Genomic DNA, 24349 nt, shown 5'->3' on the forward strand with positions numbered 1-24349 from the left:
GCTTGATCATCGCCACGTCACTGACGTGGTGGCTCGTGGCGGCGTGCGGATCGTCGACGCACGCGGCGGGTCCGGCCGCGGCGGCGGCCACCACCACGCCGCAGTGCGTCGGCCTGTCGATCTGTCCGCCACCCCCACCGGACGCCGAGGGCAACCCGGCGTGCTACTACGCCGACGGTTGGCGGGCCGACACGTCCGGTGGCGGGATCGAGGTGTGGTATTTCCACGAGCAGGAGAACCTGTCCAAGGCCGACAAGGTCACGGCGTCCGTTCGCCGCAAGGATGGCTCCACGCAGTCGCAGGAGGCGAGCATCGACGCCGGCCAGCAAGTGCATCGCTTCGCATTCCCCGACACACCGCCGGCATCGGTTGACGAGGTGTTGCTGGTGAGCAGCGCCGGCCGCTGCTTCGTGATCGGCCCCGCTGGTTGACCACGTTTCTAGCGCACCGCCAACGACTGGCGGCCTTATTGGGGCAGCGGCTCGCCACGCGTCTCGGGCGCCAACGGTATGACGAGGAGCCCAAGCACGAAGGCGACGGCCGTCAGCGCGACGGGCAGGCCCAATGTGTGGGTGCGCAGCACCGCCGCGCCGAGGATAAAGTTCACCCCCGCGCCGACGAACCGGCCGAACGACGTGCAGAACGCGAACGCCGTCGCTCGCACGCGGGTCTCGAACTGCTCGGGCAGCCAGAGACTGAAGAGCGCGAAGTTACCGCCGAAGAACCCGAGCACGAAGAGCCAGGCGATGAAGGGCGCGAGCCCGTGCGGCAGATAGTAGGCCCATCCGAAACTCCCGGTGATCGACACCGCCATCCCGGCGAAGTAGATCGCGAGAGTCTTTCGCCGCCCAATTCTTTCGGCCAGGACGGGCAGGACGACGCATCCCAGGATCGTGCCGATCGACAGCAGGCCGGTGGCCCACGACGCCGTCCTGGTGGCTCCGTTCTTGTCCAGTCCCGCGTTGTGTGCCAATTGGATGACGGCCGACGGCTCGTAGACGGTGCCGGCCCACAGACCGACGATCGCGATGGTCACCAACGCGCAGGCCACCCAGGTGCGGCGCCGGTAGCGCGGCCCGAGAATTTCGCGCAGCGGCTTCACGTGGACCGGCGGCCCGGCCTCGACCTGCTGCCACTTCTCGGTTTCCTGCACGCGGGTGAGGATCATTATCGCGACGAAGACCGGCACGGCACCGGTCAAAAACATTGCCCGCCAGCCGAAGTGAACGCCGATCGTGTAGTTCAGCGCCGCCGCCAGGAAGAAGCCGGCGTAGTAACCGGTCTGCAGGTAGCCGGCCCCCATCTTGCGCCGGTCCTCCGGCCACGCCTCGGCCACGTACGTGCCGGCCAACGCCCACTCGCCGCCGATGCCGACGCCCGCGATGAAGCGGAAAATCGCTAGCTGCCAGACGTTTTCGGCCGCCGCGGAAAGTCCGGTGAAGATGGCGAAGGTGAAGATCGTCGCGGCCAGCACCTTGGTGCGCCCGAATCGGTCGGCGAGCGGACCCCAGACGAAGGACAGTCCCCACCCCACCAGGAACAGCGCGAACAGGATGGAGCCGGCGAGCCCGACATGGGCCGGCGTCGCGGTGATTCCCGAACGCGGCAGCAGCTCGGTGAGCGCGGGCGTCAGCACGAGTGCATAGATGAACGAGTCCATCCCGTCGAGGGTCCAGCCTGTCCACGCACCCCAGAAGCCCGCGATCTGAGAGCGGTTCAGTGGTGTGCGGGTTTTTGGTGAGCCCGCCTTGGTCGATTGCGTCATTGCACTCATCTTGCCTCCAGTGACCCAGTGAGTCGGTGCTGACTGCCGCTCAGGATCGGTTGCATGCGAAGGTATTTACGGATTCTGTCTGTCGCTGTGCGTCACATTATATATAATATAGTGATGAGCGTAACAGGCCCCCCGTCATCGGACAATGCCCTGGCCGTCTTGCCCGCCGCCGTATCGCTCGCCGAGCGCGGCAGCACGTCGCGACTGATCGCCAATGCGCTGCGAGCGGCCATCGTCGACGGCAGCCTTCCGCCCGGCGCGCCGCTTCGCCAGGACGCCATCGCCCGGCACTTCTCCGTCAGTGCGATCCCCGTTCGCGAGGCCTTGCGGCAGCTCGAAAGCGAGGGCTGGGTCAAGGTAGAGATGAACAAGGGCGCAACCGTCGCGCCGCTGTCGGCCGACGAGGCCCTCGAGATCTACGAGATTCGGGCCGCCCTCGAAAGCCTCGCCATCGGTCTGGCGATGCCCATGCACACGCCGCAGTCGCTGCGGCGTGCCGAAGCGCTGTGCAAATCGGCCGCGGCCGAGACCGAGCCGTCCCTCTACGTCGCCCGAAACGAGGCGTTCCACACGAGCCTCTACGAGCCGGCCGCGCGACCGCAACTGCTGGCGATGATCGGGATGCTGCACGAGCGCAGCGAACGCTACCTGCGGCTGAAGTTCGGCTTGCCGTCATACAAGCGCGAGTCCGACCGCGAGCACGCGGCACTGCTCAAGGCGGTGCGCCGGGGCGACGTGGCGGCGGCCCAGTCGCTGGTCACCAAGCATCTCGTCGGCACCGGCGAGCTGCTCCACCGCGTGCTGCGCGACGAGCCCCAGGCCGTCGGCACGTCCGTAGCGGCCCCGGCGAAGAAACAGCAGCGCTAGGTCAGCGCTGCAGCGGCCGCCGGCTCACCGGGGCGGTGAAGCCCTCGGTGTCGTCGAAGAACGCCCACCGCCCCTCGTCGTCGACCTCCATCCGCCAGCCCAGCTCGGAACTACGCCCGACGGTGTCGACGAACCACCCGTGAGCGGCCTCCGCGTTGGCAAAGTTCTTCGACGCGACAACCCGGCCGTGCGGGTCGATAACTCGAAACTGAGCCATGGGATGTGATTATCCCTGCTGAGCGGGTTTCAATCGACCCAACCGCCCGTTTGCTGGCGAGACGGGTACGGCAGTCGCCGGCCCTACACCGTGCTGGCGAGGCGATCGGCGAGCAGCTCAGCGAACCGGGCCGGGTCCTCCAGTGCACCCCCCTCCGCGAGAAGGGCTGTGCCATAGAGCAATTCCGCGGTCTCGGCGACGGCGGGGTCGTCGGGGCGGTCCTGATGGGCCTGGCGCAGACCCGTGACGAGCGGATGGTCCGGGTTGAGCTCCAGGATCCGTTTGCCGACGGGAATGTCCTGCCCGGACGCCCGGTAGAGGCGCGCGAGGGCCGGGGTGATGCCGAAGGCGTCGGTGATCAGGCAGGCCGGCGACGCGGTCAGGCGGGTAGAAAGCCGCACCTCCTTGACGTGGTCGGCCAACGTCTCCTTCAACCACGTCAGGAGGTCGGCGAAGTCCTTCTGCCGCTCTTCGCGCTCGGCCTCGCTGGTCTCCGCCTCGGCGTCCAGGTCCACCTCGCCCTTGGCGACCGACTGCAGCGGCTTGCCGTCGAACTCGCTCACCACGCCCACCCACACTTCGTCGACCGGGTCGGTGAGCAGCAGGACCTCGTAGCCCCGTGCCTTGAACGCCTCGAGGTGCGGTGACTTCAGGATCTGCTGGCGGGTCTCCCCGGTGGCGTAGAAGATCTGGTTCTGGCCCTCCTTCATGCGACCCACGTACTCGGCGAGGGTGGTCGGCTCCTCATCGCTGTGCGTGGTCGCGAAGGAGGAGATCTGCAACAGCGTCTCCTGGTTGTCGGTGTCCGACAGCAAACCCTCCTTGACGACCCTGCCGAACTGCGTCCAGAAGGTGCGGTAGTCGTCCGGCCGCTCGGACTGCAGATCTTTGATGGTGGAGAGAACCTTTTTGGTCAGCCGCCGGCGGATGGCCTTGATCTGCCGGTCCTGCTGCAGGATCTCGCGGGATACGTTGAGCGACATGTCCTGCGCGTCGACGACCCCCTTGACGAAGCGCAGGTACTCGGGCATGAGGTCGTCGCAGTCGCCCATGATGAACACCCGCTTGACGTAGAGCTGGATGCCGGTGTTCGCGTCGCGGTTGAACAGATCGAACGGCGCGTGGGACGGGATGAAGAGCAAAGCCTGATACTCGAACGTGCCCTCGGCCTTCATCGCGATGATCTCGAGCGGATCATCCCAGGCGTGCGCGATGTGCTTGTAGAACTCCTGGTACTCCTCGTCGGAGACGTCTTCTTTGGGGCGCGCCCACAGCGCCTTCATCGAGTTCAGCGTCTCGGTCTCCGTCGTGACCGTCTCCTCGCCGCCCTCTTCCTCCGCGGGGATGCGCCGCTGGACCTCCATCCGGATGGGCCACGCGATGAAATCGGAGTACTGCTTGACCAGGCCCCGAAGCTTCCAATCGGATGTGTAATCGTGGAGCTCGTCCTCGGCGTCCTCGGGCTTGAGATGGAGGATGACCGACGTGCCCTGCGGGGCGTCGTCGACGGATTCGATGGTGTAGGTGCCCTCGCCGCTCGATTCCCAGCGGGTGGCCTCGCTCTCCCCCGCCTTGCGGGTCAGCAGCTCGACCTTATCGGCGACCATGAAGCTCGAGTAGAACCCGATCCCGAATTGGCCGATCAGTTCGTCGGACGCCCCAGCGTTCTGGGCGTTCTTGGCCTCCCTGAGTTGCTGGCGCAGCTCGGCGGTGCCCGACTTCGCCAGCGTGCCGATCAGGTCCACGACCTCGCCGCGCGTCATCCCGATGCCGTTGTCGCGAATGGTCAGAGTGCGCGCCTGCCTGTCCACCTCGATCTGGATGTGCAGATCCGACGTGTCGACGTTGAGATCCTTGTTGCGCAGGGCCTCGAGCCGCAGCTTGTCCAGGGCGTCGGAGGCGTTCGAGATCAGCTCCCGCAGAAACGAATCCTTGTTGGAGTAGACGGAATGGACCATCAAATCCAGCAGCTGCCGCGCCTCAGCCTGAAACTCCAACTGCTCGACACGCGCGTTCATGCGATTCCCTTCATTTCCCGGCAGGACTTGACCTCCCCAAATTTACCGAGTCGTTCAAGCCCGGCGACCGCCACTGCCTATACCGTCGGCCGTACCCTGGACAGATGTCTGTTGCTCAACGCGAACGCGCCGCCCTCGTCGACACCATGCGCGGCGTCGGGCCGGACGCGTCGACCCTCTGCGAAGGCTGGAAGACGCGGGACCTGGCCGCCCACCTCGTCGTCCGCGAGTACCGCCCCGACGCGGCCGCCGGGATCCTGATTCCCTTCTTCGCCGCCCACACCGAGAAGGTGCAGAACGAAGAGGCCGAGCGGACCGACTGGGACGGGTTGCTGACCAAGGTCGCGTCCGGGCCACCGCTGTACTCGCCGCTCAAGCTCCTCGACCCCGTGGCCAACGTCGCCGAGATGTTCATCCATCACGAGGACGTGCGCCGCGCGCAGCCGGACTGGGAGCCGCGGGTGCTCGAGCAGAAGCTCGTCGCCATGCTGCGCCGCACGCTCCCGCTGATGGCCCGGCTCACGCTCGCCAAGGTTCCCGGCCGGGTGGCTTTGCGCACTCCCGAAGGCAAGACGGTGCTGACCGCCGGGCGTGGGCCGGCGGTCACCGTGACCGGCCTTCCCGAGGAGTTGCTGCTCTTTGCCGTCGGGCGCGACGCGCGCGTCGACTTCGAGGGCGACCCGGCGGCCGTGCAGGCGGTTCGCGACGCGCCGAAGGGTTTCTAGCGGGGTCAGCCGAACGCGGCGCGGAAGTCTTTCTTCAGCACCTTCCCGAAAGTGGTTGCGGGGCAGTTCGTCGACGAGCACGAGACGCTCGGAGTGCTTGCAGCGGCTGACGCCCCACGAGCGGCAGCGCTCGACCAACGATTCCAGCGATACTTCGCGGTTCGCCTCCGGTACCACACGACGCAGACGCGCTCGCCCGTCTGCGGGTCGCCGAAAGCGACCTCCCGTCGCCGCAGCATCGTGATGATCGGGTTTTGCAACCCCCCAGCCGGGCGCCGCAAGAACAGCGCGCTCGCCCGCGCGACCGGGGCGCCGCCCTGGACGAGGACGGCTTCGATGAGCCGCAGCCGGCGCCGGTCATGGTGCACGGTGGTGTGCACTTCCATTGGCTTGGGCGTGGTCGGCCGGGGCAAGTCGACGGTCAATCGAGCGGGCTGCAGCTGCGGGTCGTCCACCGCGCGCTCGACCGCCCATCCCAGCAGCCCGCCGACCACGTGACCGCTGAGCGACGGGCCCCACCCTCCGCGCGCGACTTCGGTTGGCACGAAGCGGTTTTCGTCTCGCCGGAAGTATGGCGGCTGCTCCGCGGGGTGGACTTCGTCGGCCACGGTGTTCGGCTCAGTCACTACACGACCTTCATGAGACCTTCGGGGCCGCCTCCGGGCCCGCGCGGGGCGGCTAACGGCAACAGTAGATGTTACAGTTCGCGCCTGCGTGCCGCGACGCCTCCCGTCGTTCTGGGCAAAGCGCCTGAACCCGAATCGCATTCGGGGATGGCGCACATCAGCCGATGGCCGCGCCGACCAGATGACCGATCGCATAGGTGATAACCAGCGCCAGGCCGCCGCCGATGACGTTGCGGACCACGGCCCGGCCCCTTGGCGCTCCCCCCAGACCCGCCGACACCACCCCCGTGATGACCAACGCCATGAGGACCGCCACGACGGTGACGGGGATCCGCCAGGCCGTCGGCGGCGCCAGGATGGCGATCAATGGCAACAACGCCCCGATCGAAAACGCGAATGCCGAGGACAAGGCGGCTTGCCACGGGTTGGTCAGCTCGTCGGGATTGATGCCGAGTTCCACCTCGGCATGGGCAAGCAGCGGGTTGTGGTCGGTGAGTTCCTCGGCGACGGTACGCGCGGTACCCGCCGTCAGGCCCTTGGCCTCGTACAGCGCGGCGAGTTCGTCCAGCTCGGCCGCCGGATCATCGCGCAGCTCTTGCCGCTCCTTGATCAGCAGCGCCTTCTCGGTGTCACGTTGGGTGCTGACCGACACGTACTCCCCCAGCGCCATCGATACCGCTCCGGCGACCAGCCCGGCGCTTCCGGCCGTCAAAATGGGGCTGCGCAGCGCCGTTGCCGCGGCAACCCCGACGACGATTCCGGCCGTGGAGACGATCCCGTCGTTCGCGCCCAAAACTCCCGCGCGCAACCAGTTCAGCTTCGACGATACCGACCCCTCGTGGGGTTCGGCGGGGTGCGACGTATTCGACACGTTAGACACGCCGGAAACCCTAGCGACCCGGGCGGCGGCCGACCAGCAAACCAAGCCTTGCCAAAGGCCGTCTAGCTGCGTAATTGCGTTTGACCGGGCGGCGTCGACGCCCATAGGTACATCTGGTGTGCAGCCACGGCTTTCGATGCGCGCGTGGCCCGCAGCCCACCCTAAAACCGTGGATGCAAGGCCGGGCGGCGGGCGTTTCGGTGAGGGTAATCACAGGTTGACGCGGCAGACCCGGGCGAACCAAAAGTTTCACATGGGCCTTTCAAAGCCTATCCATAGGCAAGCTATATAGCGTCGGCTGTGTCGGGGGGTCACGTGTCCAGAAACTTCCTAATAGATGGGTGAGGACCATGAAATACAAGCAACTGGTCGGGGGGCTAACCATTGCGGGCGCGCTGAGCGCGGCCGCCCTCGGCGTGGGTGCCGGTGCGGCATCCGCCGCGCCCGGTGGGCCCGCTCCCGCCGGAGGCCATGGCGCTCCGCCTGCGGATTTCCTCGCGCCCACCGCGCCGGGTCCCGGCGGACCGGGCGGTCCCGGTGGCCCGGGACCGGGCGGACCGGGCGGTCCGGGTGGCCCTCCGGGCGGACCCGGCGGCCCCGGTCATCCCGGTGGCCCGGGCGGGCCGGGTGGTCCCGGCGGTCCCGGACCCGGCGGTCCGGGTGGCCCTCCGGGCGGACCCGGTCATGCGGGCGGACCCGGCGGACCCGGGGGCCCGGGCGGACCGGGCGGACCCGGCGGACCGGGCGGCTGGCACGGCGATCCCCACCGGGGCTACTTCCACAACGCACCGTGGGGAGACGGGCCGGCGCCGTGGGGCCCGGGTGAGCCGCCAAGGCCGGCCTGGGACAGGCCGCTGCCGCCGCCCGGTGGCCCCTGGGGCTATGGCCCGATCAATTACTACGGCTACCAGGAAACCCCCGTGTGGGATCCCGGATTCAACCAGTGGGGCTTCTGGTTCTTCGGGGTGTGGATCCCGCTGTAAAGAGGCCCAGAAGCTAGTTCGCAGGACGGCCGCCTCGCCGAATGGTGAGGCGGCCGTTGTGCGTTCACACCCGATTCTCCCGTGGGACTTTCGGCCTTCACCGGTGGGCCCTACGCCATGTGAAAGGCGTGCTCTCCGGCCCTCGCCCGCGTGGTCTCGATCACGAAACAATGAGGTCACGAATTACGTTGCACCTTGCACTGTCGAGCTGGCGCCAAGAAGGGACCATGATGTCGAAGGGCCTGGCCAAAGTGCTGCACACCTGCGCGATATCGCTCGTCGTCGTGTCGGGCACCTGCGCCTTCGCGGCGCTGGCCGTGGGGTCGCCGCTGCAATTCGGTGTTGCGCTGGCCCTATGCGGCGCGGGGTGGATCGCGGTCGACTACATCGGCACCATTGATCGTCGGCGCTCCGCGCCACGGCGCGCGCTCCCTGCCGTGCAAGTCAACCCCGGGTACGGATCGCTGCGGGTCGTGTATGTCGGCGGCGGTGAGCCGCGTTCGCTCGCGGGACCCGCGACGGCACCCCGGACGCGGCGAGAATCGGCCGTCCGGGTCGCCTGACGGTACTTAGCCTTTGGTCCCGACGCCTTCGGTCCCGGCCTCTTTAATCCCGACCGTGATCAGATCAGACACGATCCGCGTCCAGACCGGCCGCGAAATGCGGTGCTGATCGCGGATCGCGAATCCCGCTCCCTCGAACAAGGCGCGCATCTCGGCCGGCGATGGATTGTGTTGCGGCTTCCACCGATTCGCTCCAGAGGGTTGAAGCGCCGCCTGCCGCGTGCTGAGGGCCGCTACGGCGACCAGGCCGCCGGGCGCGAGCACCCGATGGAATTCTTGGAGAGCGGCCGGTTGGTCGAAGAAGTGAAATGCCGAGGTGGTCACGACGGCATCGAGGGTCCCGTCATCGAATGGGAGTTGCTCGGCGGGTCCACGCAGCCACTTGACCCGGTCCGACCTCGCGCGCGCCTGACCGAGCATGCCGTCGGACATATCGACACCGTACATCTCCGCCGGGCCTAGCTCCCGCTGGATCCGATCGCTGAGAATGCCGGTGCCGCAAGCGATGTCCGCGATGCGCCGGGATCCGTGCGCGCGCAGCGCGGCGATCACCTCGTCGTGCGGAGGACGGTAGATCCACTGCTGCAGTACCGGTAGGTCGTATACGGGGGCGAGCAGACCGAACAGCCGGGTGACCGCACCGTTGAACCCCCGGCGCGGGGCCGTCATTTGCTCAACGTCGAGGAGTAGTAGACGGTGTCGGCCATGGACGCGGAATCGTGCTGGCGCGGGATCGCGGCGAGACCGCTGTCGGCCAGCAACTCCGCCATCGGCGTGCCCACCGTCTGCCATCCCAGGCCGTGCAGATAGTCGGCGACGTCGTTGCGCTCCCCCTCGTAACCGAGCTCGGAGAAGTCCAACTCGAACCCGTGCTCACGCCATTTGTCGGCGGCCTCCTGCATCGCTGCGCGGGCCTGTTCCTGATCCGCCTCCGGGATGTTCGGGACCGCCTCGCAGGCGAGCCGGCTGCCGTCGGCGCTGAGCGCCGTGATGTTGTCCAACAGCCGGTCTTGTGCCTCCGGCGGCAGGTAGCCGAAGAGCCCCTCGGCGATCCACGCGGTTGGCCGCGTCTTGTCGAAACCCGCTTCGGTCAACGCTTTTGGCCAGTCGTTTCGCAGGTCGACGGCGACCGTGCGCAGCTCGGCTCGTGGGGCGGCGCCCAGGCCGGCCAGGGTGGTCGTCTTGAACTCGATCACCCGGGGCTGATCCACCTCGAACACCTTCATGCCGTCCGGCCAGGCCAACCGGTAGGCGCGCGCATCGAGGCCCGACGCCAGGATCACGGCCTGGCGAATGCCCGCCCGGGTGGCCGCCTCGAAGAACGCGTCGAAGAAGCGCGTCCGCGCGGCCATCGCGTCGGGCATGTGCTCGAGCTTCCAGGGGGCGTCTTCGGCGTCGACGTCCGCGCCGACGAGCTCGCCGGTGGCCCAGCGGGTGAAGAAGTCGACGCCGACGGCACGCACGAGCGGCTCGGCGTACGGGTCGTCGATCACCGGGTTGTCGGCTCTAGTGGCGATCGCGCGGGCGGCCGCAACCATCGTGGCCGTCGCGCCAACGCTGCTGGCCAAATCCCAGGTGTCGTTGTCTGTGCGTGGCATGCGCCTGCTCTCCAAATCGGAAGTAGGGATACTTAGCCACCATAACGACCGGCGGGCGTGATTGGTTCCGGCGGCGCCGCCGGTGCGGTCTGCGGCCACTTTTTCGGCGCCGAGATCAGCGCGGTTGTCGTGATGCGCGGCAAGAGCCGCCATTTCTGCGGTTGGAGCGCGAACGGCTACCGCGGTCCGGGGCCGCCCGGTCCACCGGGTCCGCCGGGGCCCCCCGGTCCGCCGGGGCCACCCGGCCCCCCGGGGCCGCCCGGCCCACCGGGCCCGTTCGCCGCCGGGAGCCAGAATTCGCATTGGTTCGTGTTGGGATTCCAAACCCAGCCGGGAGCACAGTTGTCGGCCCGACTGACCGCGGGCGCCGCCAGCCCGGTCGCCGGCAACACGCCCAACGCCAGCGCGAAAGCCCCGAGTGCGAACCGTCGTCGATGACGCATCGCGCCTACCCCACTTCCGTATCCAACGATTTCATCATTTTCCGCCGACCAACCCGTTCGCGTGCCGAAATGGCGCAGCGACACCGATGTCAGAGAGCCAACTCGAAGATCGGGATGACCCGATCGGTGCGCTCCTGGTACTCACCAAACCCGGGCGCCCGCTCCACCACGATCGGATAGATCGAATCCCGCTCCGCGCGTGACACTTCGCGAGCGGTCGCCGGCTTGGGGCCTTCCGAGCCGATCTCAACTGTCACGCTGGGGTTGGCGCGAAGATTGTGCACCCATCCAGGATTGCTGTCGCGGCCCGCCGCGGAGCCGACCACGTAGATCTTGCCGTCGATGTCGAAATACGCGACGGGGTTGACCCGCGGGGCGCCGCTTCGCGCACCCGTCGAGGTCAAGAGCAACAGGGGGAAGCCCTCGAACTGACCACCGACTTTGCCGCCGTTGCGGCGGAATTCGTCGATGTTCTGCTGGTTGAAGTCGCGTTCCGTACCCAAGTCGTCGTCGCTCATTCCGCCATCGTGGCATGCCAACGCCGACCCCGACAATCCCCGCACGAGCCGCCCAGTCCGCCAGCGACGGCCCTCATCGCGGTCGCCGTCACATCGGTCTCTTTGCGAAATCCCTTTTGCCGCAAACGTTCTTCTGCCCGCAGGCCGGGCAAGGCCCAAAGCGATCCCGCTCCACAGCGCGACCACATCGCCCTCAACGTCGCCTGGGCGGTGATCGCCCTGGCGATCGCCCACGCCGTCGGCGTGGCGCTGTCGTGGGTCTTGCAGCGGACGAAGGGCCGCAGCGCGATGGTCAACGACATCGACGTGCTGACCCGGCCACCGGTCCGAGCGACGTTGATGGTGATCGCCACCAACGCCGCCGTCCACCACACCGTGGCCGCCATGTCCGAGTGGCGCGGGCTGGTCGACCACGCCCTGCTGATCACGGGGCTGGCGACCAGCACCTGGTGACGCGAGCACGCTGTTCGACCTGCGTTGCGACGTCCAGGAGGGCATCGTCAAGTGGCTGTAGCGGACGCAGCCCCGGGCCCCGCCACGGCGCCGCGCACCCGAGCCACGGCGTGAACGGCGGCGCCCCGGCCGGGGCGCCGCGCGCGGCGCGATTGACGGTTGGGCGATTCGGGTATGACTCCGCCAATCATTTGTGGTGTCCGCTTCCGCAGGAAGGAAGTGATCGCCGATGGTCGGCTGGCTAGACAGACTGCAGCGACGCAACCGCGCCGCCGGGGTGATCATCGCGGTCATCTACAAGTACCTCGACGATCAGGGCGGCTACCTGTCCGCACTGATCACCTATTACGGATTCGTATCGCTGTTTCCGATGCTGCTCCTGCTGACCACCGGCCTCGGCGTCGTGCTTGCCGGACGGCCCGACCCGCAACACGAGGTGTTGCAGAGCGCCCTGAGCCAGTTTCCCGTCATCGGCGACCAATTGCACCAGCCACAGGGACTCAGCGGAGGAACGGTGGCCGTGATCGTCGGAGTCGCGGGCGCGCTCTACGGTGGCCTGGGCGTCGGGCAGGCGGTGCAAAACGCGATGGACTCGGTGTGGGCCGTGCCGAGAAACAAGCGGCCCAACCTGATTCGGTCGCGGGTGCGCAGCCTGCTGCTGCTCTTGGTGCTGGGCTCGGCGGCGCTCGCCGCCACCGTCGTTTCGGCGATGGGGCAGGCGACGGGGTCGCTCGGCGTCGGCGGCAGGATCGGCCTGGCGCTGGCTGCCGTGACGATCAACGCGTTGATCTGCCTGGCGGCCTTCCGGGTCACCACCGCGCGCGAACTCACCTATCGTCAGGTCGTGCCGGGCGCACTGGCGGCGGCCGTCGTCTGGCAGATCCTGCAGTGGTTCGGTGCCGGTTATGTGCGCCACACGGTGAAGAGCGCCAGCGCCACCAACAGCGTCTTCGCGCTGGTGCTCGGATTGATGGGTTTCCTCTTCCTGGTTTCATCGACGCTGGTGCTGTGCGCGGAGATCAATGTCGTACTCGTGGAACGGCTTTACCCTCGAGCCTTACTCACAACCTTCAGCGACGACGCCGACCTCACGGTGGCCGACCGCAAGACATACACGAAGAAGGCCAAAGCCGAACGGGTCAAAGGCTTTCAGCGCGTCAGCGTGAAGTTCGGCGACCTTGCCCGGAAGGCGGACCAGGCGCAGGTACCCACGGTACCGACCACCCCCACCCGGCCCGCCGGTTGATCAACCCCGCCCCGTCTGCTGCTGCAACTCGTCGATCAGCGCCGACGCCTCCGCCTTCGTCATCTCGTCGGGCACGTCCCGTCCGGCCTCCTGGGCCAGCGTGTGGACGTAGCTGCGCTGGGGTCCGGTCATCGGTTCGTCGCCGGTCACCCATTCGGAACGGTCCTTTTCGGGGGTTTCCTGCGGGGCCTGTCGTGTGTTGTTGTCCATGTCCGTCACCTCCGCACCGAGGGATATCCATCGCACGTGCGTTCGAAACATGGACTTGGGTGCGCTTAGGCGTCGATCACCAAGCGGTCCGAATTCGCCCTCGACACACACACCAGCATGTCGCCATCGCCCTCGCCGCCGCGTCCGCGGCGCTCGACCTCGCCCGCCAACACCTTGACTTTGCAGGTGCCGCAGAACCCCTGTTGGCAGGAGTAGGCGGTCGCCGGGTCACGGTCGAGCATCACGGCCAGCGCCGATCGATTCGCCGGCACACTGAGCACCCGTCCCGACCGGGCCAGCTCCAGCTCGAACGGGTTCCCGTTGACCACCGGCGGCGGGCCGAACCGCTCGTAATGCAATGGCGCATCGGCGAACTGGTCGCGCGCCGCCCGCACGGCCTCCAGCACGGCGGTCGGCGCACACACGTACACGGCCGTCCCCGCCCCGGCATCGGCCAGCAGCTCGTCGGCGGTCGGGAAACGGCCGTGCTCGTCGTCGGCCCACAGGCTCACCCGCTCGGAGTCGACCGACAAGACCTCGTCCAGCAACGGCATGGCGTCTCGGCTGCGTCCCGCATAGATTGCCCGCCAATTCATCCCGCGCTGATGGGCGACCTTGATCATCGGCAGGATCGGCGTGATCCCGATCCCGCCGATGACGAACAGCAGGTCGCGCTCGTCGGTGACGAGATAGAACGCATTCCGCGGCCCCTCGAATTCGAGCGTGTCGCCCACGTCGAAAGTGTCGTGCATTTCGATGGAACCGCCCCCGCCGTCGGCAATCCGGCGCACCGCGATGCGGTAATCGGTGCGCCGGGCGGGCGGGCCGCACAGCGAGTACTGGCGTCGGCGGCCCGAGGGGAGCCCGACGTCGATGTGCGCGCCCGGCGTCCAGGACGGCAGCAATCCGCCCTGCGGGTCGGCCAATGTCAAGGCGATCACGTCGGGGCCGAGCCGTTCGCGCTTGGTGACCACCGCGACGTTCGTCCGCTCGACCGGCAACACCCGCGACGGCGTCCAGCGGGACGCGGACGCCAGACCGCCGAACACGGTGCCCACGCCCCACAACGCGGTGTACGCCAGGTCACGCTTCCGCCGGCCGTACAGGTCGGCGGGTCTGCTGCTCCAAATGCTTTGTGCTGCTGTCATGCTCACGCCCCCTGAACGTGGCTGTCGATGCCGTCGACGGTCCGGTCGATCCATTCGCCGGTGAACCGGCCGATGACCTCGGGATGTGACGCCACCACCCAGTGCCCGCCCTCGATGGGAACCACCCGGCCACCGGTCGGGATCGAGCCGGTGAACCGTTGCAGCGCGGGCGATACGAAGAAGTCCCGGCGTGCCACCAATACCTGCGTCGGCACGTCCGTCGGCGGTAGCCGCTTTCGGTCGGCGAACAGCGCCGCGGGCATGTTGGCGCGGTACAGGTTGAGCCCGCTGAGGTACCCGCCGATCGACCGGTAGGCGGCGCCGCGCTGAGCGCTCGAACCGCCGATACGTTCCACGGCGTCAAAGACTTTCACCGTCGCGCGGGTGCGGATCGCCAACTCGGCCAACCCTGGGCACAGGAAGAACCAGATGTACGACGAGGCCAGCAACTGCTTGGCCACGTCGGCCGCGGAGCGCGGCGTGCGCGCCGACCGCAGGAATCGGCCCGCGTAGCTCAGGTGGGGTCCGGAGATCGACGTAAACGACGCGATCTTGCCCATGACGGACGGGTGGGTGACCGCGGCCCAGCCCTGGATCGAGCCCCAGTCGTGCCCCATCAAGTGGACGCGGCCCAGCCCGAGGCTGTCGATCACCGCGCCGACGTCGGCGACGAGCTGGGCCAGCCGATAGCCCGAACAGCTTGGCGGCGTAGACGATTCACCGGCGCCGCGCACGTCGTAGGCCACGAAGTTGTATCGGCCGGCGAGCGTCGCCGCGACGCCATCCCACACCCGGTGGTTGTCCGGATAGCCGTGAATCGCCAACACGGTTGGGCGGCGCGGGTCCAACTCGGTGTAGGCGTAAACGGCCAACGAGACGCCGTCCGATGCGGTGACCGTGGTCCGGCCCGCGTGGATGGTGGGCATCGACAATCCTCCTGCTCAATGGGCAGCGCGGGCGGCGGGCGAGCGGGCCAGGTAGTCGACCGCGCTTCCAACACCGCCCAATTCGGAAGGATGGAAGCTCGGCGAGTAGTAAGCGCCGATGACCCGCAGGAACTGGAAGGGCCCGGGGACCAGACCACGCCGCGCGGCACCGAAGTAGTCCCGCCAGCGCGCTTTGGTCCCCGGCGGCAGGTACGGGTCGACCGAGTGCATGAACCGCACACCGCGAATGAAGAGCCACAGCAACGCCGGCGTCACCAACAGCTGAGTGCGCACCTGGCGCCAGTAGCCGGCCCGCAGGTGCTTCATGGTGTCGAAGGCGACCGCCTTGTGTTCCACCTCCTCCGCCCCGTGCCAGCGCAGCAGGTCCAGCATCACCGGATGCACGCCGACGGCGTCGAGCTGCGGGGTGTTGAGGATCCAAGACCCCAGGATGGCGGTGTAGTGCTCGAGGGCCGCCACCATGGACACCCGCTCGAGCAGCCAGCTTTCCCGTCGCCGCCGGCTCCAACGCGGCCGGTCGCCGATCAGCTCGGAGAACAGCCACGCCATCTGGTCGGTGAACGGCGTCACGTCGATGCCGCGGGCCGCGAAGTGCTCGAGCACGCCCGAATGCGCCTGCGAGTGCATAGCTTCCTGGCTGATGAATCCCTGCACGTCCAGCCGCAGCTGGTCGTCCCTGATCAGCGGCAAGGCCTTCTTGAACGCCTCGACGATGAACTCCTCGCCAGCCGGCAACAACAGGTGCAGGACGTTGCAGAAATGCGTGGCGAACGGCTCGTTGGGCACGTAGTAGAACGGCAGCTCGGCCCAATCGAATTCGACGTCGCGGGCCTGCAGGACGATCCGCTCGTGGTCGAACGACCCGTCATGCGGACCGGCGGCCTGGTCATCGACGGTGAACATGGCGGCCCCCTGCGGTGCTGATCGATCAGGCACTGCGTTGTGCCTCCGCCTCAGCCTCGGTGATCAGGCGCTCACTCCGCAAGAACCGAACGAGATTGTCCACCGTGTCGGTGAGGGCGGGCTCACGCAGCCGGACCTTGGCGAGCGAGCGCGCCCGACGGTACTGATCGTTGCCGTAGCGCTTGTCCCGCATCGCCGCGATCTTGTCGGCCGAGCGGGTCAGGAAATCGACCAGCGGGTAGAGCGCGTCGCGCGGCGTGCACCGGCGGTTCAACTGCTCCGCGAACGACGGGATGTCGTGGTAGGAGAAGCGGTAACCGTAGCGCTCCGAGAGGATCCGGGTGATGTCCGCGAGGTTGTAGTAGTCGTCGGCGGTCATGTTGAAGACCGTGCCCGCATCCTCCGGTAGGCCCATTAGCGCGACGATGTGGTCCGCGATCAAGTCCGCCGGCAGCAGGCTGAGCTGGTTGAGCGCGCTGGCGGCGATGCCGTGCTCGATCATAAATGCCAGAGTGCGCACCAGGATGTCGTCCTGGCTGCCGAACCCCGCGTCGGTGGGCGAGATCAGCGACGGCCGGTAGATGCGCACGTCCAGGCCCGCGCGCTGCGCGGCCAGGGCGAGCTGCTCAGCGACCCACTTGGTCTGCGAATAGCCGAAGTCCAGCGCGTTCATCTCGACGTTCGCATCGGCCTCCCCGACCACGGGTTTCACGCTCCAGCCGTAGATGAAGGTGCTGGAAACCAGGTGGAACGCCTTGCGGTGCCGGGTCATGGCCAGCCGCAACAGCTCATGCGTGCCACCGACGTTGGCGGGCCGCAGGGCGTCGTAGGTTCGGACGTAGTTCACCAGGGCGCCGTTGTGGACGACGGCGTGGACGTCCTCGGCCAGTTGCTGGAACGCCGCCGGATCCAGGCCCAGGTTCGGCTCGGCCAGGTCGCCGCAGATCACGCGCACGCGCGCCCGGACCTGGGTTTCCAGCGCCGGCGACCACACCCGGGCCCGCCGCAGAGAGGCGAGGATCCGGTCCACGCCATGCTCCGCATCAGTCGCGCGGATGAGCGTGTGCAGGGTGTAGGAGGTCTGCTCGAGCAGGCTGCTGACCAGGAACGGCCCCAGGAACCCGGTCGCGCCGGTCAACAGGATGTCGGTGGTGGCGCCCTCGCGGGCCGGCGGCAGCGCCGGCAGCGGCAGCCGCGCGTCGGTGCTCATCTGCAGGCTCTCATACGCCTCGTTTTTGGCGGAAATTTGATTCAAAGCCTGCCGCAGTGCGTCCAGCGGCTGCCCGGCTTCGTCACCGAATTGCCGTACCAGTCCGAAGAATTCGGCGACGGTCAGACGCTGCAGGAGCCGGGTGTTGACGTCCTCAGCGAGCTCGCCCGCGCCGTGCTCCTCGAGCAGGGACTGCAGGTCGGTGCGGAGTTCGGCCAACGCCAGCGAGTCGATGCCCAGGTCCGCGAAGGAGCAATCCTCCTCTCCGGTCAAGTCGTAACTCTCCATCAGGTGGCGGAAGCGTTCCAGCGGCCCGGCGCCGCCGGCCGGCGTTTCGCGGGTCAGGTGCGTGTAGCTCGCCAGTACCGGCAGCATGCCGTCCATCCAGAGCTGTCGGGTCTGCGCGCGCCTGATCTTCCCCGAGGTGGTCTTCGGTACGGTTCGGGCGGGCACGAACACGATCGTGTCCGGGTCGATGTGGCAGTGCCGGCGGATCGCTCGCGCCAGGGCCTTGCCGTCCGGAAGTGCGTCGGGGTCCCGCACCTCGGCAACGACGACCAGCGTCTCCTGCTGGTCACGCTCGACGGAGAAGGCGGCGACGCAGCCGTTGCGGATCTGGGCGGCCGACCGTTCCACGATCGCCTCGATGTCGGCGGGGTAGCTGTTGACGCCGCGGACGATGATGAGGTCCTTGGTGCGGCCGCAGACGAAAAGCTCACCCTCGTAAAGGAAGCCGAGATCGCCGGTGCGCAAGTAGGTGTGCTCGTCGTCGCCGGCGATGCGCGCCGCGAACGCCTCCGCGGTGGCCTCGGGGCGGTGCCAGTACCCGCCTCCCTTGGACGCGCCGGCGACCCAGACCTCACCGACGCGACCCTCGCCGAGCGCTCGACGCGACTCGGGATCGACGATGCGAACCACGTTGCCTGCGACGGGCTTTCCGCTGCTCACCAGCGGCGCCTGGTTGTTGTTCTCGGGCAAGGCCTTCTCGACCCGCGCAAGGTTGTTCTGTAATGCGCGCTTGTTCACGGTGATGGTCTGCCGACCCCGCAGCGAGACGATCAGCGTGTTCTCGGCGAGCCCATAGGCGCCGGTGACCGCGTCGGGCCGCAGACCATGAGGAGCGAAGCGCTGCCGGAAGCTGGCGAAGGTCTTGGCACGCAACGGTTCCGCGCCGATGACCATGGACTCGAGGCTGCTCAGGTCGAGGCCCTCGAGTTCCGCGTTGGGCAGTTTGTCCTCGCGCAGGCAGTACTCGAGCGCGAAGTTGGGAGCGGGCGTGTGCGTCGCGCGCACGTCGCTGATGAGCCGCAGCCAGGACGACGGGCGCTTGAGGAAGTCCTCCGGCGACATGGCGTGCGTGGTCCCACCGATCACCAAGATGAACAGGTAAGCCGAGATGAGACCCATGTCGTGGTGCTGGGGCAGCCAGCTCACCGCCACTTCGCTTTCGGTGAAGGCCGAGGCGTTGGCGACGACGTTGGCGTGGCTCACCACCACGCCCTTGGGGTCGCTGGTGGAGCCTGACGTGTACTGCAGGAACAGGACGCGACCCGGGGTGTCGGCGACGGCTGCGCCGCCGAAGCCCTGCGCGCCGTCCGTCGCCACCCAGGGCAGTTCCGGGAGCCGCTCGGCGTCGCGCCAGGGCAGCGCGCCCTGCCGGTGGCCCAGCAGCATACCGAAGTCGTGTTCCATCTGCTTGGTCGACAGCACGGCTTTCGCCTGGCAGTCGCGCGCGATGAAGCTGAGCTTGGCGAGCCCGGCCTCGAACGACATCGGCAAGGGCGGGCTGACCGGGACCGCGATGACCCCGATGCGCGCGCACGCGAACAGCGCCGCCACCATTTCCAGGCCCGGCGGGTAGAGCAGCAGGACCCGATCACCCGGACGGAGGCGGGCCTCCGCGGACAGGTAGGCCGCAAGCTCGCGCGTCCGTTCGGCGAAGCTCCGGTAGGTGTAGCGCTCAAGTTCGCGGCCACCGGCGTCGACGAACCGGTAGAGGGTCCGCTCAGGCTGCCGCTCTTCCCACATCCGCAGGTAGTCAATAAGCGTCTCCACGTCGGAGTCACTCCCTTCCGCTCGATGGTCGTCCTGGTCGCTTGAGAAATGAAGAAATGCGATACCGCACTCAATTCGTAGAGCCGAGCGTAGCCCCGCGGATCGGTGCCCGGCAAAGCCTTTCCAGGCGTTTAGGCCAGTACACATAAGGTTCACAGCTTCGGCATAGTTCTCGACCGGAGAGGACTCAATTATGCAATTACTGGGCTACTGAGATCAGTAGCCCAGTACGTCAGTACGGACCATATGTGCTGGTAGAGGCCGTTCATGCGGAGATACTGAGATACGGAACCGCACAAATGCGCCTTTGGTCAATTGCGGAATTTGCGCGCTGGTTTTTCGCCTCCCGCCGCAAGATTTCATTGACGCGGCGCGCGAAACCTGGGCGCAACAAAAAATGCCGATTGGGCGTTTGGGGCATATTCGGCGGCCGTCGGAGATATGGCTCCGGTCACGCCGCCCGCGCCCGGCCTGGACGGGGCGCGCGTCAGGTCCGGGCGACGCGGATGCATGGCCCCGCACGGGCGACCAGCCGGACGATCCCGTCGGCCCGCTCGCCGTCGATGATCGGCGAAAGTGGCTCGTCCACCGCCTCGATGATCATCTCTTTGCCGTTGACGTCGCGCACCCGCTTGCCGTGGACCGTGCCGTTGGTGAGGGCGGCGGGGAGTTGCACGACGATCCGGGAGGGTCTGATCTCGCCCGCCTGGAAGTGCAGCGCCCCCGGCTCCGAAGCCTTGGGGAACAGCCGGAGCGGGCCGCCGATCCGCAGGTCGATGGCACCGGCGTGCAGCAGCCTGTGCGTCCGCGTCGGCACCTCTTCGCCGTCGATCACCACGCGGGCCCGCGTGGGCGTGAACAACACCGACGCGTAGTTGGGCGTCTTTACGCGCCCCGGGGCGACCTTGGAGGTGATGTAGTCACCGAACGTGCGGGCGATCACCCGGGCCACCGCGGTTCGGTTGTGGTCGGGGTGGGCGTAATACCGGTCGTAGAAGCGGTTGCCGACGCCCCCGGCGGCCAGCCCGAAACACAGGCGGTGGAACGTTTCGCCGTCCGCGGTCTCACCGTCGAGAGTCAGCGTGTCCAAACGCATTTCGGACGGGGGACGGTCGGCCTCGGCGGCGGCCGTGAGAGCGCGGATGATCGCGTCGGCCCGGCCGCGCACCCCGGCCTTGCGCGCGACGGCGTTGACGCTGCCGCCGTTGGTGGGCACGAACGCCGGCCAGCTCTCCGGATCGCTGACGCAGGCTTCCATTTCGTTGATCAACCAGTGCAGTGCCCCGTCGCCCCCGTCACCGATGAGGTGGGTGACCCGCGGATGAATCTGCCCGAGCGTCTTGCGAAGCTCGTCGACGGAGGCGGTTTCGTAAACCTCGCCCCACGGCCCGACGATGCGTCGCACGTCGGCGGCGCGCTGCGGGTTGGTGCGGTTCCTGCGCGCGAGCGGATTGACGATGACGCCTAGGTACATACCGGGACCCCGGAAGTGCGAGGGAGAACGACGATTCGCGGTCGCGTCAGGCCGAGCCGTGAAGCCCTCGGCGAGCAACCGAGGTACTCATGCGGCGATTCGCTGACCATCCCCGCACCATACCTGCGTCCGATCCGTGCCTGAGATCACGTCGGAACGGCTGCGGTCCGAAGCGGCATCGGCCACGCCGGTTGACGGGTCACTCCTGCCAAGCGACGAACCGCCAAAGGCATTGCCCGCCGGACCCTTAACGGACCGCCGCACCAGCGGCACACGGGCTCCGACGCTACTCTGGCTGCATGCGTGGTTGGACCGCAGCAGACCTGCCCTCGTTCGCCGGCCGAACCGTCGTCGTGACGGGCGCCAACGCCGGCCTCGGCGAGGTGACCGCCCGCGAGCTGGCCCGCGCCGGTGCGCACGTCATCCTCGCGGTACGCGACACGGACAAGGGCGCGGCCGCCGCCGCACGCATGACCGGCGACGTCGAGGTCCGCCCACTCGACCTGCAGGACCTGTCGTCGGTGCAACGCTTCGCCGACGAGGTGGATCGGCTCGACGTGCTCGTCAACAACGCCGGCATCATGGCCACCAATTTCGCCCGTACCGTCGACGGCTTCGAGGGACAGATCGGGACCAACCACCTCGGTCACTTCGCACTGACCAACCTGTTGCTGCCGAAGCTGACCGATCGGGTGGTGACGGTGTCGTCGCTGCTGCACCACATCGGCTTCATCAGCCTCAAGGACCTGAACTGGGAAAAGCGGCGGTACTCGGCGTGGCTGGCCTACGGCCAGTCGAAACTGGCGAACCTGCTGTTCACCAGCGAGCTGCAGCGACGGCTCACCGACGCCGATTCCTCGCTTCGCGCGCTGGCCGCGCACCCCGGCTGGTCGCACACCAACCTGCAAGGCAATTCGGGCCGCAAATTGGGCGACGCCCTGGTGCTGGCCGCCGACCGGATCGTCTCCACCGACGCCGACTTCGGTGCCCGGCAAACGCTGTACGCGGCGTCACAGGACCTTCCCGGTGACACCTTCGTCGGTCCGCGATTCGGGCTCTACGGCACCACGAAGCGAACCTGGCGCAACTGGCCGGCGAGGCGGGCCTCCACCGCGGAAGCACTATGGAACCTGTCCGAACAGCTGACCGGCACCAAGTTTCCCCTCTGAGGAGCGCGCTGCCTGCGCACCGCCGACGCGCCGAGTCCGTCGGTCGCCGCTAGATTGGAGGGGCGGTTCTTCGCACCCGGGGGCGAAGCCGGACGACACAGCAAACACATAAGAAATTCGAGTACAAGTGGGTGGACGTGCGGCCCGGGGGCCGGACGTCGGCGAGGAGGTCACCCATGTCGAAGGCCGAAATCGCGGCGCTCTTGGCTCTGTGCGCCGCGCTGGCATCCGCGGTCGGCAATGTGGTCCGCCAGCGCTCCGCGCAGGAGGTCACGGACAAGCCGGTCGGTCATTTGGCGCTCTTCGGCATGCTGCTGCGCGACAAGCGTTGGTGGATGGGCGGTTTGGGCGACATTTCCAGTTACTGCCTGCTCGCCGCAGCGCTGGACAAGGGCTCGGTGTTGTTGGTGATGTCGCTGCAGGTGACCGCACTGTTGTTCGCGTTGCCGATCTACTCGCGATTCACCCGTCATCCCGTGACCCGTCAGGAGTGGATGTGGGCGGTGCTGCTGGCCGCGGCGTTGGCCGTCGTCATCGCGGTCGGGCAGCCGGCGGGCGGCCAGGAGCACGGCGCTCTCACCTCCTGGCTGGTCGTGGCCCTCGTGATGGGTCCCCCGCTGTTGCTGTTCCTGGTGTGCGCCAAGATCTGGTCTGACCGCCCGGCCGCGGCGCTGCTGCTGGCCGCGGTGGCTGGCTCATTGTTGGCGGTGTTCTCGGTGCTGATGAAGGGCGTCGTCGACGTGATCGAACATGGCGCGGGGCGGTTGTGGCAGACACCCGAGCTGTATGCCTGGGTTTTCGCCGGGGTGGCCGGCATGATCATTCATCAGTCGGCGTATCGCGCCGGCGCGCTGACCGCCTCCCTGCCGACCATCATCGTGGCAAAACCGGTGGTGGCTGCGGTGCTTGGCATCACGGTGCTCGGTGAGACGCTGCACGCCGACGGCACGGGGTGGCTCGTCCTGGCGGTCGCGGCCGTGGTGGTGATCGTCGCGACGGTGGGCCTGGCTCGCGGTGAGGCGGCCACCATGGCGGCCGGCGCCGGGCGTGACGTCAGAATCGACGAGCTGCCCAAGGCTGCATCGAAGGCCTGAACGCTTTAAATTCCTTGCCGGCGCGACGAAGTCGCATGCGCTACCCCGAAAGCCGTTGCGCCGCTGACTTTTTCAGTCAGCCGCCGAGCAGGAGGCTCAGCCCCAGGCTGCCGGTGAGGATCGGGGGCACCGAGATCGTTCCGCCGCCAAAGATCGGGGGCAGGGTCAGCACGCCACCGGTGATGATCGACGGAATGCCGACGTCCCCGCCGCCGATGCTCGTGGGCAGGCTCAGGACGCCGCCGGTGAGGATCGAGGGAATGCCGATGGTCCCGCCGCCGAAGATGGGCGGCAGGCTCAGCACGCCGCCGGTGAGGACCGAGGGCAGACCCAGTTCTCCCCCGCCCAGGATCGACGGCAGAGTGAAGATGCCGCCGTTGATGATTGGGCTGAGCAGGGTGGTGATCGGCGGCACCGAGAAGATGCCGCCGCCGAGACTCTCGGGCAGGCTCAGCAGGCCGCCGGTGATGATCGACGGTAGGCCGAGGATGCCACCCCCCAGCGTCGCGGGCAGGTTCAGCAAGCCGCCGGTGAGGATCGACGGGACGACCAGTTCGCCGCCGCCCAGGGACGGCGGCAGGTCAACCACACCGCCGTAGATGAAGGGGTTGACCGCGTTCGCGAGGGCGGGCCCGAGGCTGGAGATCGGGGGCACGGTCAGCTGCGCGCCGCCGAGGATTGGCGGGAGGCCGAGGACGCCGCCGGTGAAGATCGACGGCACCGTCAGCGCGCCACCGCCGAGGATCGGCGGCAGAGTCACCACGCCGCCGTCGAGGGACAGGCTGATGCTGCCACCCAAGAAGGAGGACACACTCAGGTCGGCGGCGGCGCTCTGCGCGCTCGCCGCCGCGCTGCCAATTCCCTGCTCGAGCATTCGGGCGGGCGCATTCACGGCCCCGAGCAATGCCTCTCCGGCGTTGGCCGCCTCGGTGGCCGCATACGCATTCGCGCCGCCACTGAGCAGGCCGACGAATTGCTCATGAAAAGCGGTCGCCTGGGCGTTGAGGGCCTGGAATTCCTGGCCGAAGTTGCTGAACAGGGAGGCCACCAGGCCCGAAATCTCGTCCTGGGCCGCGGCGACCACCGTGGTGGTGGTCGGCGCTGCTGAGGCGGCGGATTCGGCCAGCAGTGTCCGTAGGCCCGATAAATTCTGCGCCGCCGCGACAATTTCGTCCGGCGTCGTGACCAGATATGACATAACCGCCTCCCGGTAAAGCCATTGCAACGG

General features: G+C 67.8%; 23 protein-coding genes and 1 pseudogene. 9 read left to right on the forward strand and 15 right to left on the reverse strand.

The genetic code is table 11. From position 1 onward, the window contains the following. Positions 1-2 precede the first annotated feature (2 nt). Positions 3-431 (forward strand): hypothetical protein, encoded by a 429-nt coding sequence (locus tag SKC42_RS09780; protein ID WP_330964116.1) that lies wholly within the window; start codon positions 3-5, stop codon positions 429-431. Between the two features lie 35 nt (positions 432-466). Here SKC42_RS09780 and SKC42_RS09785 read toward each other — a convergent pair whose 3' ends face one another. Further along, on the reverse strand, positions 467-1765 hold the full coding sequence (locus SKC42_RS09785; RefSeq protein ID WP_330964117.1) for an MFS transporter: 1299 nt from the start codon (positions 1763-1765) through the stop codon (positions 467-469). Between the two features lie 123 nt (positions 1766-1888). On the opposite strand from SKC42_RS09785, the gene SKC42_RS09790 reads away from it, so the two are divergent. Next, entirely contained in the window at positions 1889-2641 is a 753-nt protein-coding gene (locus SKC42_RS09790; protein ID WP_330964118.1) for a GntR family transcriptional regulator, read from the forward strand. A 1-nt stretch (position 2642) separates the two neighbouring features. Here SKC42_RS09790 and SKC42_RS09795 read toward each other — a convergent pair whose 3' ends face one another. Both SKC42_RS09795 and htpG read right to left on the reverse strand, forming a co-directional pair. Next, positions 2643-2858, reverse strand: coding sequence for a hypothetical protein (locus tag SKC42_RS09795; protein ID WP_330964119.1), 216 nt, complete (start codon positions 2856-2858; stop codon positions 2643-2645). 83 nt (positions 2859-2941) lie between these two features. Next, positions 2942-4876, reverse strand: a complete 1935-nt coding sequence (gene htpG / locus SKC42_RS09800) for a molecular chaperone HtpG (RefSeq protein WP_330964120.1) — start codon at positions 4874-4876, stop codon at positions 2942-2944. A gap of 104 nt (positions 4877-4980) precedes the next feature. On the opposite strand from htpG, the gene SKC42_RS09805 reads away from it, so the two are divergent. Next, positions 4981-5601 (forward strand): TIGR03085 family metal-binding protein, encoded by a 621-nt coding sequence (locus SKC42_RS09805; RefSeq protein ID WP_330964121.1) that lies wholly within the window; start codon positions 4981-4983, stop codon positions 5599-5601. Between the two features lie 236 nt (positions 5602-5837). Here SKC42_RS09805 and SKC42_RS09815 read toward each other — a convergent pair. Together SKC42_RS09815 and SKC42_RS09820 are read right to left on the reverse strand one after the other, a co-directional pair. Then, positions 5838-6227, reverse strand: a pseudogene (locus tag SKC42_RS09815) (acyl-CoA thioesterase domain-containing protein); the annotation flags it as partial. 157 nt (positions 6228-6384) lie between these two features. After that, positions 6385-7098, reverse strand: a complete 714-nt coding sequence (locus tag SKC42_RS09820) for a VIT1/CCC1 transporter family protein (RefSeq protein WP_330964306.1) — start codon at positions 7096-7098, stop codon at positions 6385-6387. 359 nt (positions 7099-7457) lie between these two features. On the opposite strand from SKC42_RS09820, the gene SKC42_RS09825 reads away from it, so the two are divergent. Next, positions 7458-8090, forward strand: a complete 633-nt coding sequence (locus SKC42_RS09825; RefSeq protein WP_330964122.1) for a chitin-binding protein — start codon at positions 7458-7460, stop codon at positions 8088-8090. 227 nt (positions 8091-8317) lie between these two features. Continuing rightward, a complete protein-coding gene (locus SKC42_RS09830) occupies positions 8318-8653 on the forward strand; it encodes a hypothetical protein (protein ID WP_330964123.1) in 336 nt (111 codons plus the stop codon). A 6-nt stretch (positions 8654-8659) separates the two neighbouring features. On the opposite strand, the gene SKC42_RS09835 is transcribed toward SKC42_RS09830, so the two are convergent. The 3 genes from SKC42_RS09835 to SKC42_RS09845 form a co-directional block, all read right to left on the reverse strand. Then, on the reverse strand, positions 8660-9322 hold the full coding sequence (locus SKC42_RS09835) for a class I SAM-dependent methyltransferase (protein WP_330964124.1): 663 nt from the start codon (positions 9320-9322) through the stop codon (positions 8660-8662). Then, on the reverse strand, positions 9319-10251 hold the full coding sequence (locus tag SKC42_RS09840; protein ID WP_330964125.1) for a class I SAM-dependent methyltransferase: 933 nt from the start codon (positions 10249-10251) through the stop codon (positions 9319-9321). Before SKC42_RS09840 ends, SKC42_RS09835 begins: the two co-directional genes overlap by 4 nt. A gap of 532 nt (positions 10252-10783) precedes the next feature. Then, entirely contained in the window at positions 10784-11212 is a 429-nt protein-coding gene (locus SKC42_RS09845) for a nitroreductase family deazaflavin-dependent oxidoreductase (RefSeq protein ID WP_330964126.1), read from the reverse strand. A 102-nt stretch (positions 11213-11314) separates the two neighbouring features. Here SKC42_RS09845 and SKC42_RS09850 point away from each other — a divergent pair, with 102 nt between their 5' ends. Continuing rightward, positions 11315-11665, forward strand: a complete 351-nt coding sequence (locus SKC42_RS09850; RefSeq protein WP_330964127.1) for a hypothetical protein — start codon at positions 11315-11317, stop codon at positions 11663-11665. 229 nt (positions 11666-11894) lie between these two features. Next, positions 11895-12911 carry a YihY/virulence factor BrkB family protein gene (locus SKC42_RS09855; protein WP_330964128.1) on the forward strand — a complete coding sequence of 339 codons (1017 nt, stop codon included), beginning with the start codon at positions 11895-11897 and terminating at the stop codon, positions 12909-12911. On the opposite strand, the gene SKC42_RS09860 is transcribed toward SKC42_RS09855, so the two are convergent. The 6 genes from SKC42_RS09860 to SKC42_RS09885 form a co-directional block, all read right to left on the reverse strand. Continuing rightward, positions 12912-13121: a DUF3072 domain-containing protein gene (locus tag SKC42_RS09860; protein WP_330964129.1), complete on the reverse strand. Its 210-nt coding sequence runs from the start codon at positions 13119-13121 to the stop codon at positions 12912-12914. Between the two features lie 65 nt (positions 13122-13186). After that, positions 13187-14269 carry a PDR/VanB family oxidoreductase gene (locus SKC42_RS09865; RefSeq protein ID WP_330964130.1) on the reverse strand — a complete coding sequence of 361 codons (1083 nt, stop codon included), beginning with the start codon at positions 14267-14269 and terminating at the stop codon, positions 13187-13189. A 2-nt stretch (positions 14270-14271) separates the two neighbouring features. After that, entirely contained in the window at positions 14272-15195 is a 924-nt protein-coding gene (locus SKC42_RS09870; RefSeq protein WP_330964131.1) for an alpha/beta fold hydrolase, read from the reverse strand. Positions 15196-15210: 15 nt separating this feature from the next. After that, positions 15211-16119 carry a metal-dependent hydrolase gene (locus SKC42_RS09875; RefSeq protein ID WP_330964132.1) on the reverse strand — a complete coding sequence of 303 codons (909 nt, stop codon included), beginning with the start codon at positions 16117-16119 and terminating at the stop codon, positions 15211-15213. Between the two features lie 25 nt (positions 16120-16144). Then, on the reverse strand, positions 16145-19384 hold the full coding sequence (locus tag SKC42_RS09880) for a thioester reductase domain-containing protein (RefSeq protein ID WP_330964133.1): 3240 nt from the start codon (positions 19382-19384) through the stop codon (positions 16145-16147). A gap of 487 nt (positions 19385-19871) precedes the next feature. Further along, complete coding sequence (locus SKC42_RS09885) at positions 19872-20858, reverse strand: diacylglycerol/lipid kinase family protein (protein ID WP_330964134.1); 987 nt, start codon at positions 20856-20858, stop codon at positions 19872-19874. A gap of 299 nt (positions 20859-21157) precedes the next feature. On the opposite strand from SKC42_RS09885, the gene SKC42_RS09890 reads away from it, so the two are divergent. Beyond that, the gene (locus SKC42_RS09890; RefSeq protein WP_330964135.1) at positions 21158-22027 is read left to right on the forward strand and encodes an oxidoreductase; all 870 of its coding nucleotides are present in this window, start codon (positions 21158-21160) and stop codon (positions 22025-22027) included. A gap of 176 nt (positions 22028-22203) precedes the next feature. Next, positions 22204-23121, forward strand: coding sequence for a DMT family transporter (locus SKC42_RS09895; protein ID WP_330964136.1), 918 nt, complete (start codon positions 22204-22206; stop codon positions 23119-23121). Between the two features lie 76 nt (positions 23122-23197). Here SKC42_RS09895 and SKC42_RS09900 read toward each other — a convergent pair whose 3' ends face one another. Next, entirely contained in the window at positions 23198-24319 is a 1122-nt protein-coding gene (locus tag SKC42_RS09900) for a PE family protein (RefSeq protein WP_330964137.1), read from the reverse strand. Between the last annotated feature and the right edge of the window lie 30 nt (positions 24320-24349).

The organism is Mycobacterium sp. 050134 (assembly GCF_036409085.1).
Classification (GTDB): domain Bacteria; phylum Actinomycetota; class Actinomycetes; order Mycobacteriales; family Mycobacteriaceae; genus Mycobacterium.

Excerpts from the sequence above, each read along its gene's own strand:
- SKC42_RS09870 (WP_330964131.1), bottom strand. The coding sequence starts at position 15,195 with ATGCCCACCATCCACGCGGGCCGGACCACGGTCACCGCATCGGACGGC.
- SKC42_RS09895 (WP_330964136.1), top strand. The coding sequence starts at position 22,204 with ATGTCGAAGGCCGAAATCGCGGCGCTCTTGGCTCTGTGCGCCGCGCTG.
- SKC42_RS09830 (WP_330964123.1), top strand. The coding sequence starts at position 8,318 with ATGATGTCGAAGGGCCTGGCCAAAGTGCTGCACACCTGCGCGATATCG.
- SKC42_RS09885 (WP_330964134.1), bottom strand. The coding sequence starts at position 20,858 with ATGTACCTAGGCGTCATCGTCAATCCGCTCGCGCGCAGGAACCGCACC.
- htpG (WP_330964120.1), bottom strand. The coding sequence starts at position 4,876 with ATGAACGCGCGTGTCGAGCAGTTGGAGTTTCAGGCTGAGGCGCGGCAG.
- SKC42_RS09890 (WP_330964135.1), top strand. The coding sequence starts at position 21,158 with ATGCGTGGTTGGACCGCAGCAGACCTGCCCTCGTTCGCCGGCCGAACC.
- SKC42_RS09790 (WP_330964118.1), top strand. The coding sequence starts at position 1,889 with ATGAGCGTAACAGGCCCCCCGTCATCGGACAATGCCCTGGCCGTCTTG.
- SKC42_RS09785 (WP_330964117.1), bottom strand. The coding sequence starts at position 1,765 with ATGACGCAATCGACCAAGGCGGGCTCACCAAAAACCCGCACACCACTG.
- SKC42_RS09845 (WP_330964126.1), bottom strand. The coding sequence starts at position 11,212 with ATGAGCGACGACGACTTGGGTACGGAACGCGACTTCAACCAGCAGAAC.
- SKC42_RS09860 (WP_330964129.1), bottom strand. The coding sequence starts at position 13,121 with ATGGACAACAACACACGACAGGCCCCGCAGGAAACCCCCGAAAAGGAC.
- SKC42_RS09900 (WP_330964137.1), bottom strand. The coding sequence starts at position 24,319 with ATGTCATATCTGGTCACGACGCCGGACGAAATTGTCGCGGCGGCGCAG.
- SKC42_RS09825 (WP_330964122.1), top strand. The coding sequence starts at position 7,458 with ATGAAATACAAGCAACTGGTCGGGGGGCTAACCATTGCGGGCGCGCTG.
- SKC42_RS09840 (WP_330964125.1), bottom strand. The coding sequence starts at position 10,251 with ATGCCACGCACAGACAACGACACCTGGGATTTGGCCAGCAGCGTTGGC.
- SKC42_RS09865 (WP_330964130.1), bottom strand. The coding sequence starts at position 14,269 with ATGACAGCAGCACAAAGCATTTGGAGCAGCAGACCCGCCGACCTGTAC.
- SKC42_RS09875 (WP_330964132.1), bottom strand. The coding sequence starts at position 16,119 with ATGTTCACCGTCGATGACCAGGCCGCCGGTCCGCATGACGGGTCGTTC.
- SKC42_RS09805 (WP_330964121.1), top strand. The coding sequence starts at position 4,981 with ATGTCTGTTGCTCAACGCGAACGCGCCGCCCTCGTCGACACCATGCGC.
- SKC42_RS09795 (WP_330964119.1), bottom strand. The coding sequence starts at position 2,858 with ATGGCTCAGTTTCGAGTTATCGACCCGCACGGCCGGGTTGTCGCGTCG.
- SKC42_RS09835 (WP_330964124.1), bottom strand. The coding sequence starts at position 9,322 with ATGACGGCCCCGCGCCGGGGGTTCAACGGTGCGGTCACCCGGCTGTTC.
- SKC42_RS09855 (WP_330964128.1), top strand. The coding sequence starts at position 11,895 with ATGGTCGGCTGGCTAGACAGACTGCAGCGACGCAACCGCGCCGCCGGG.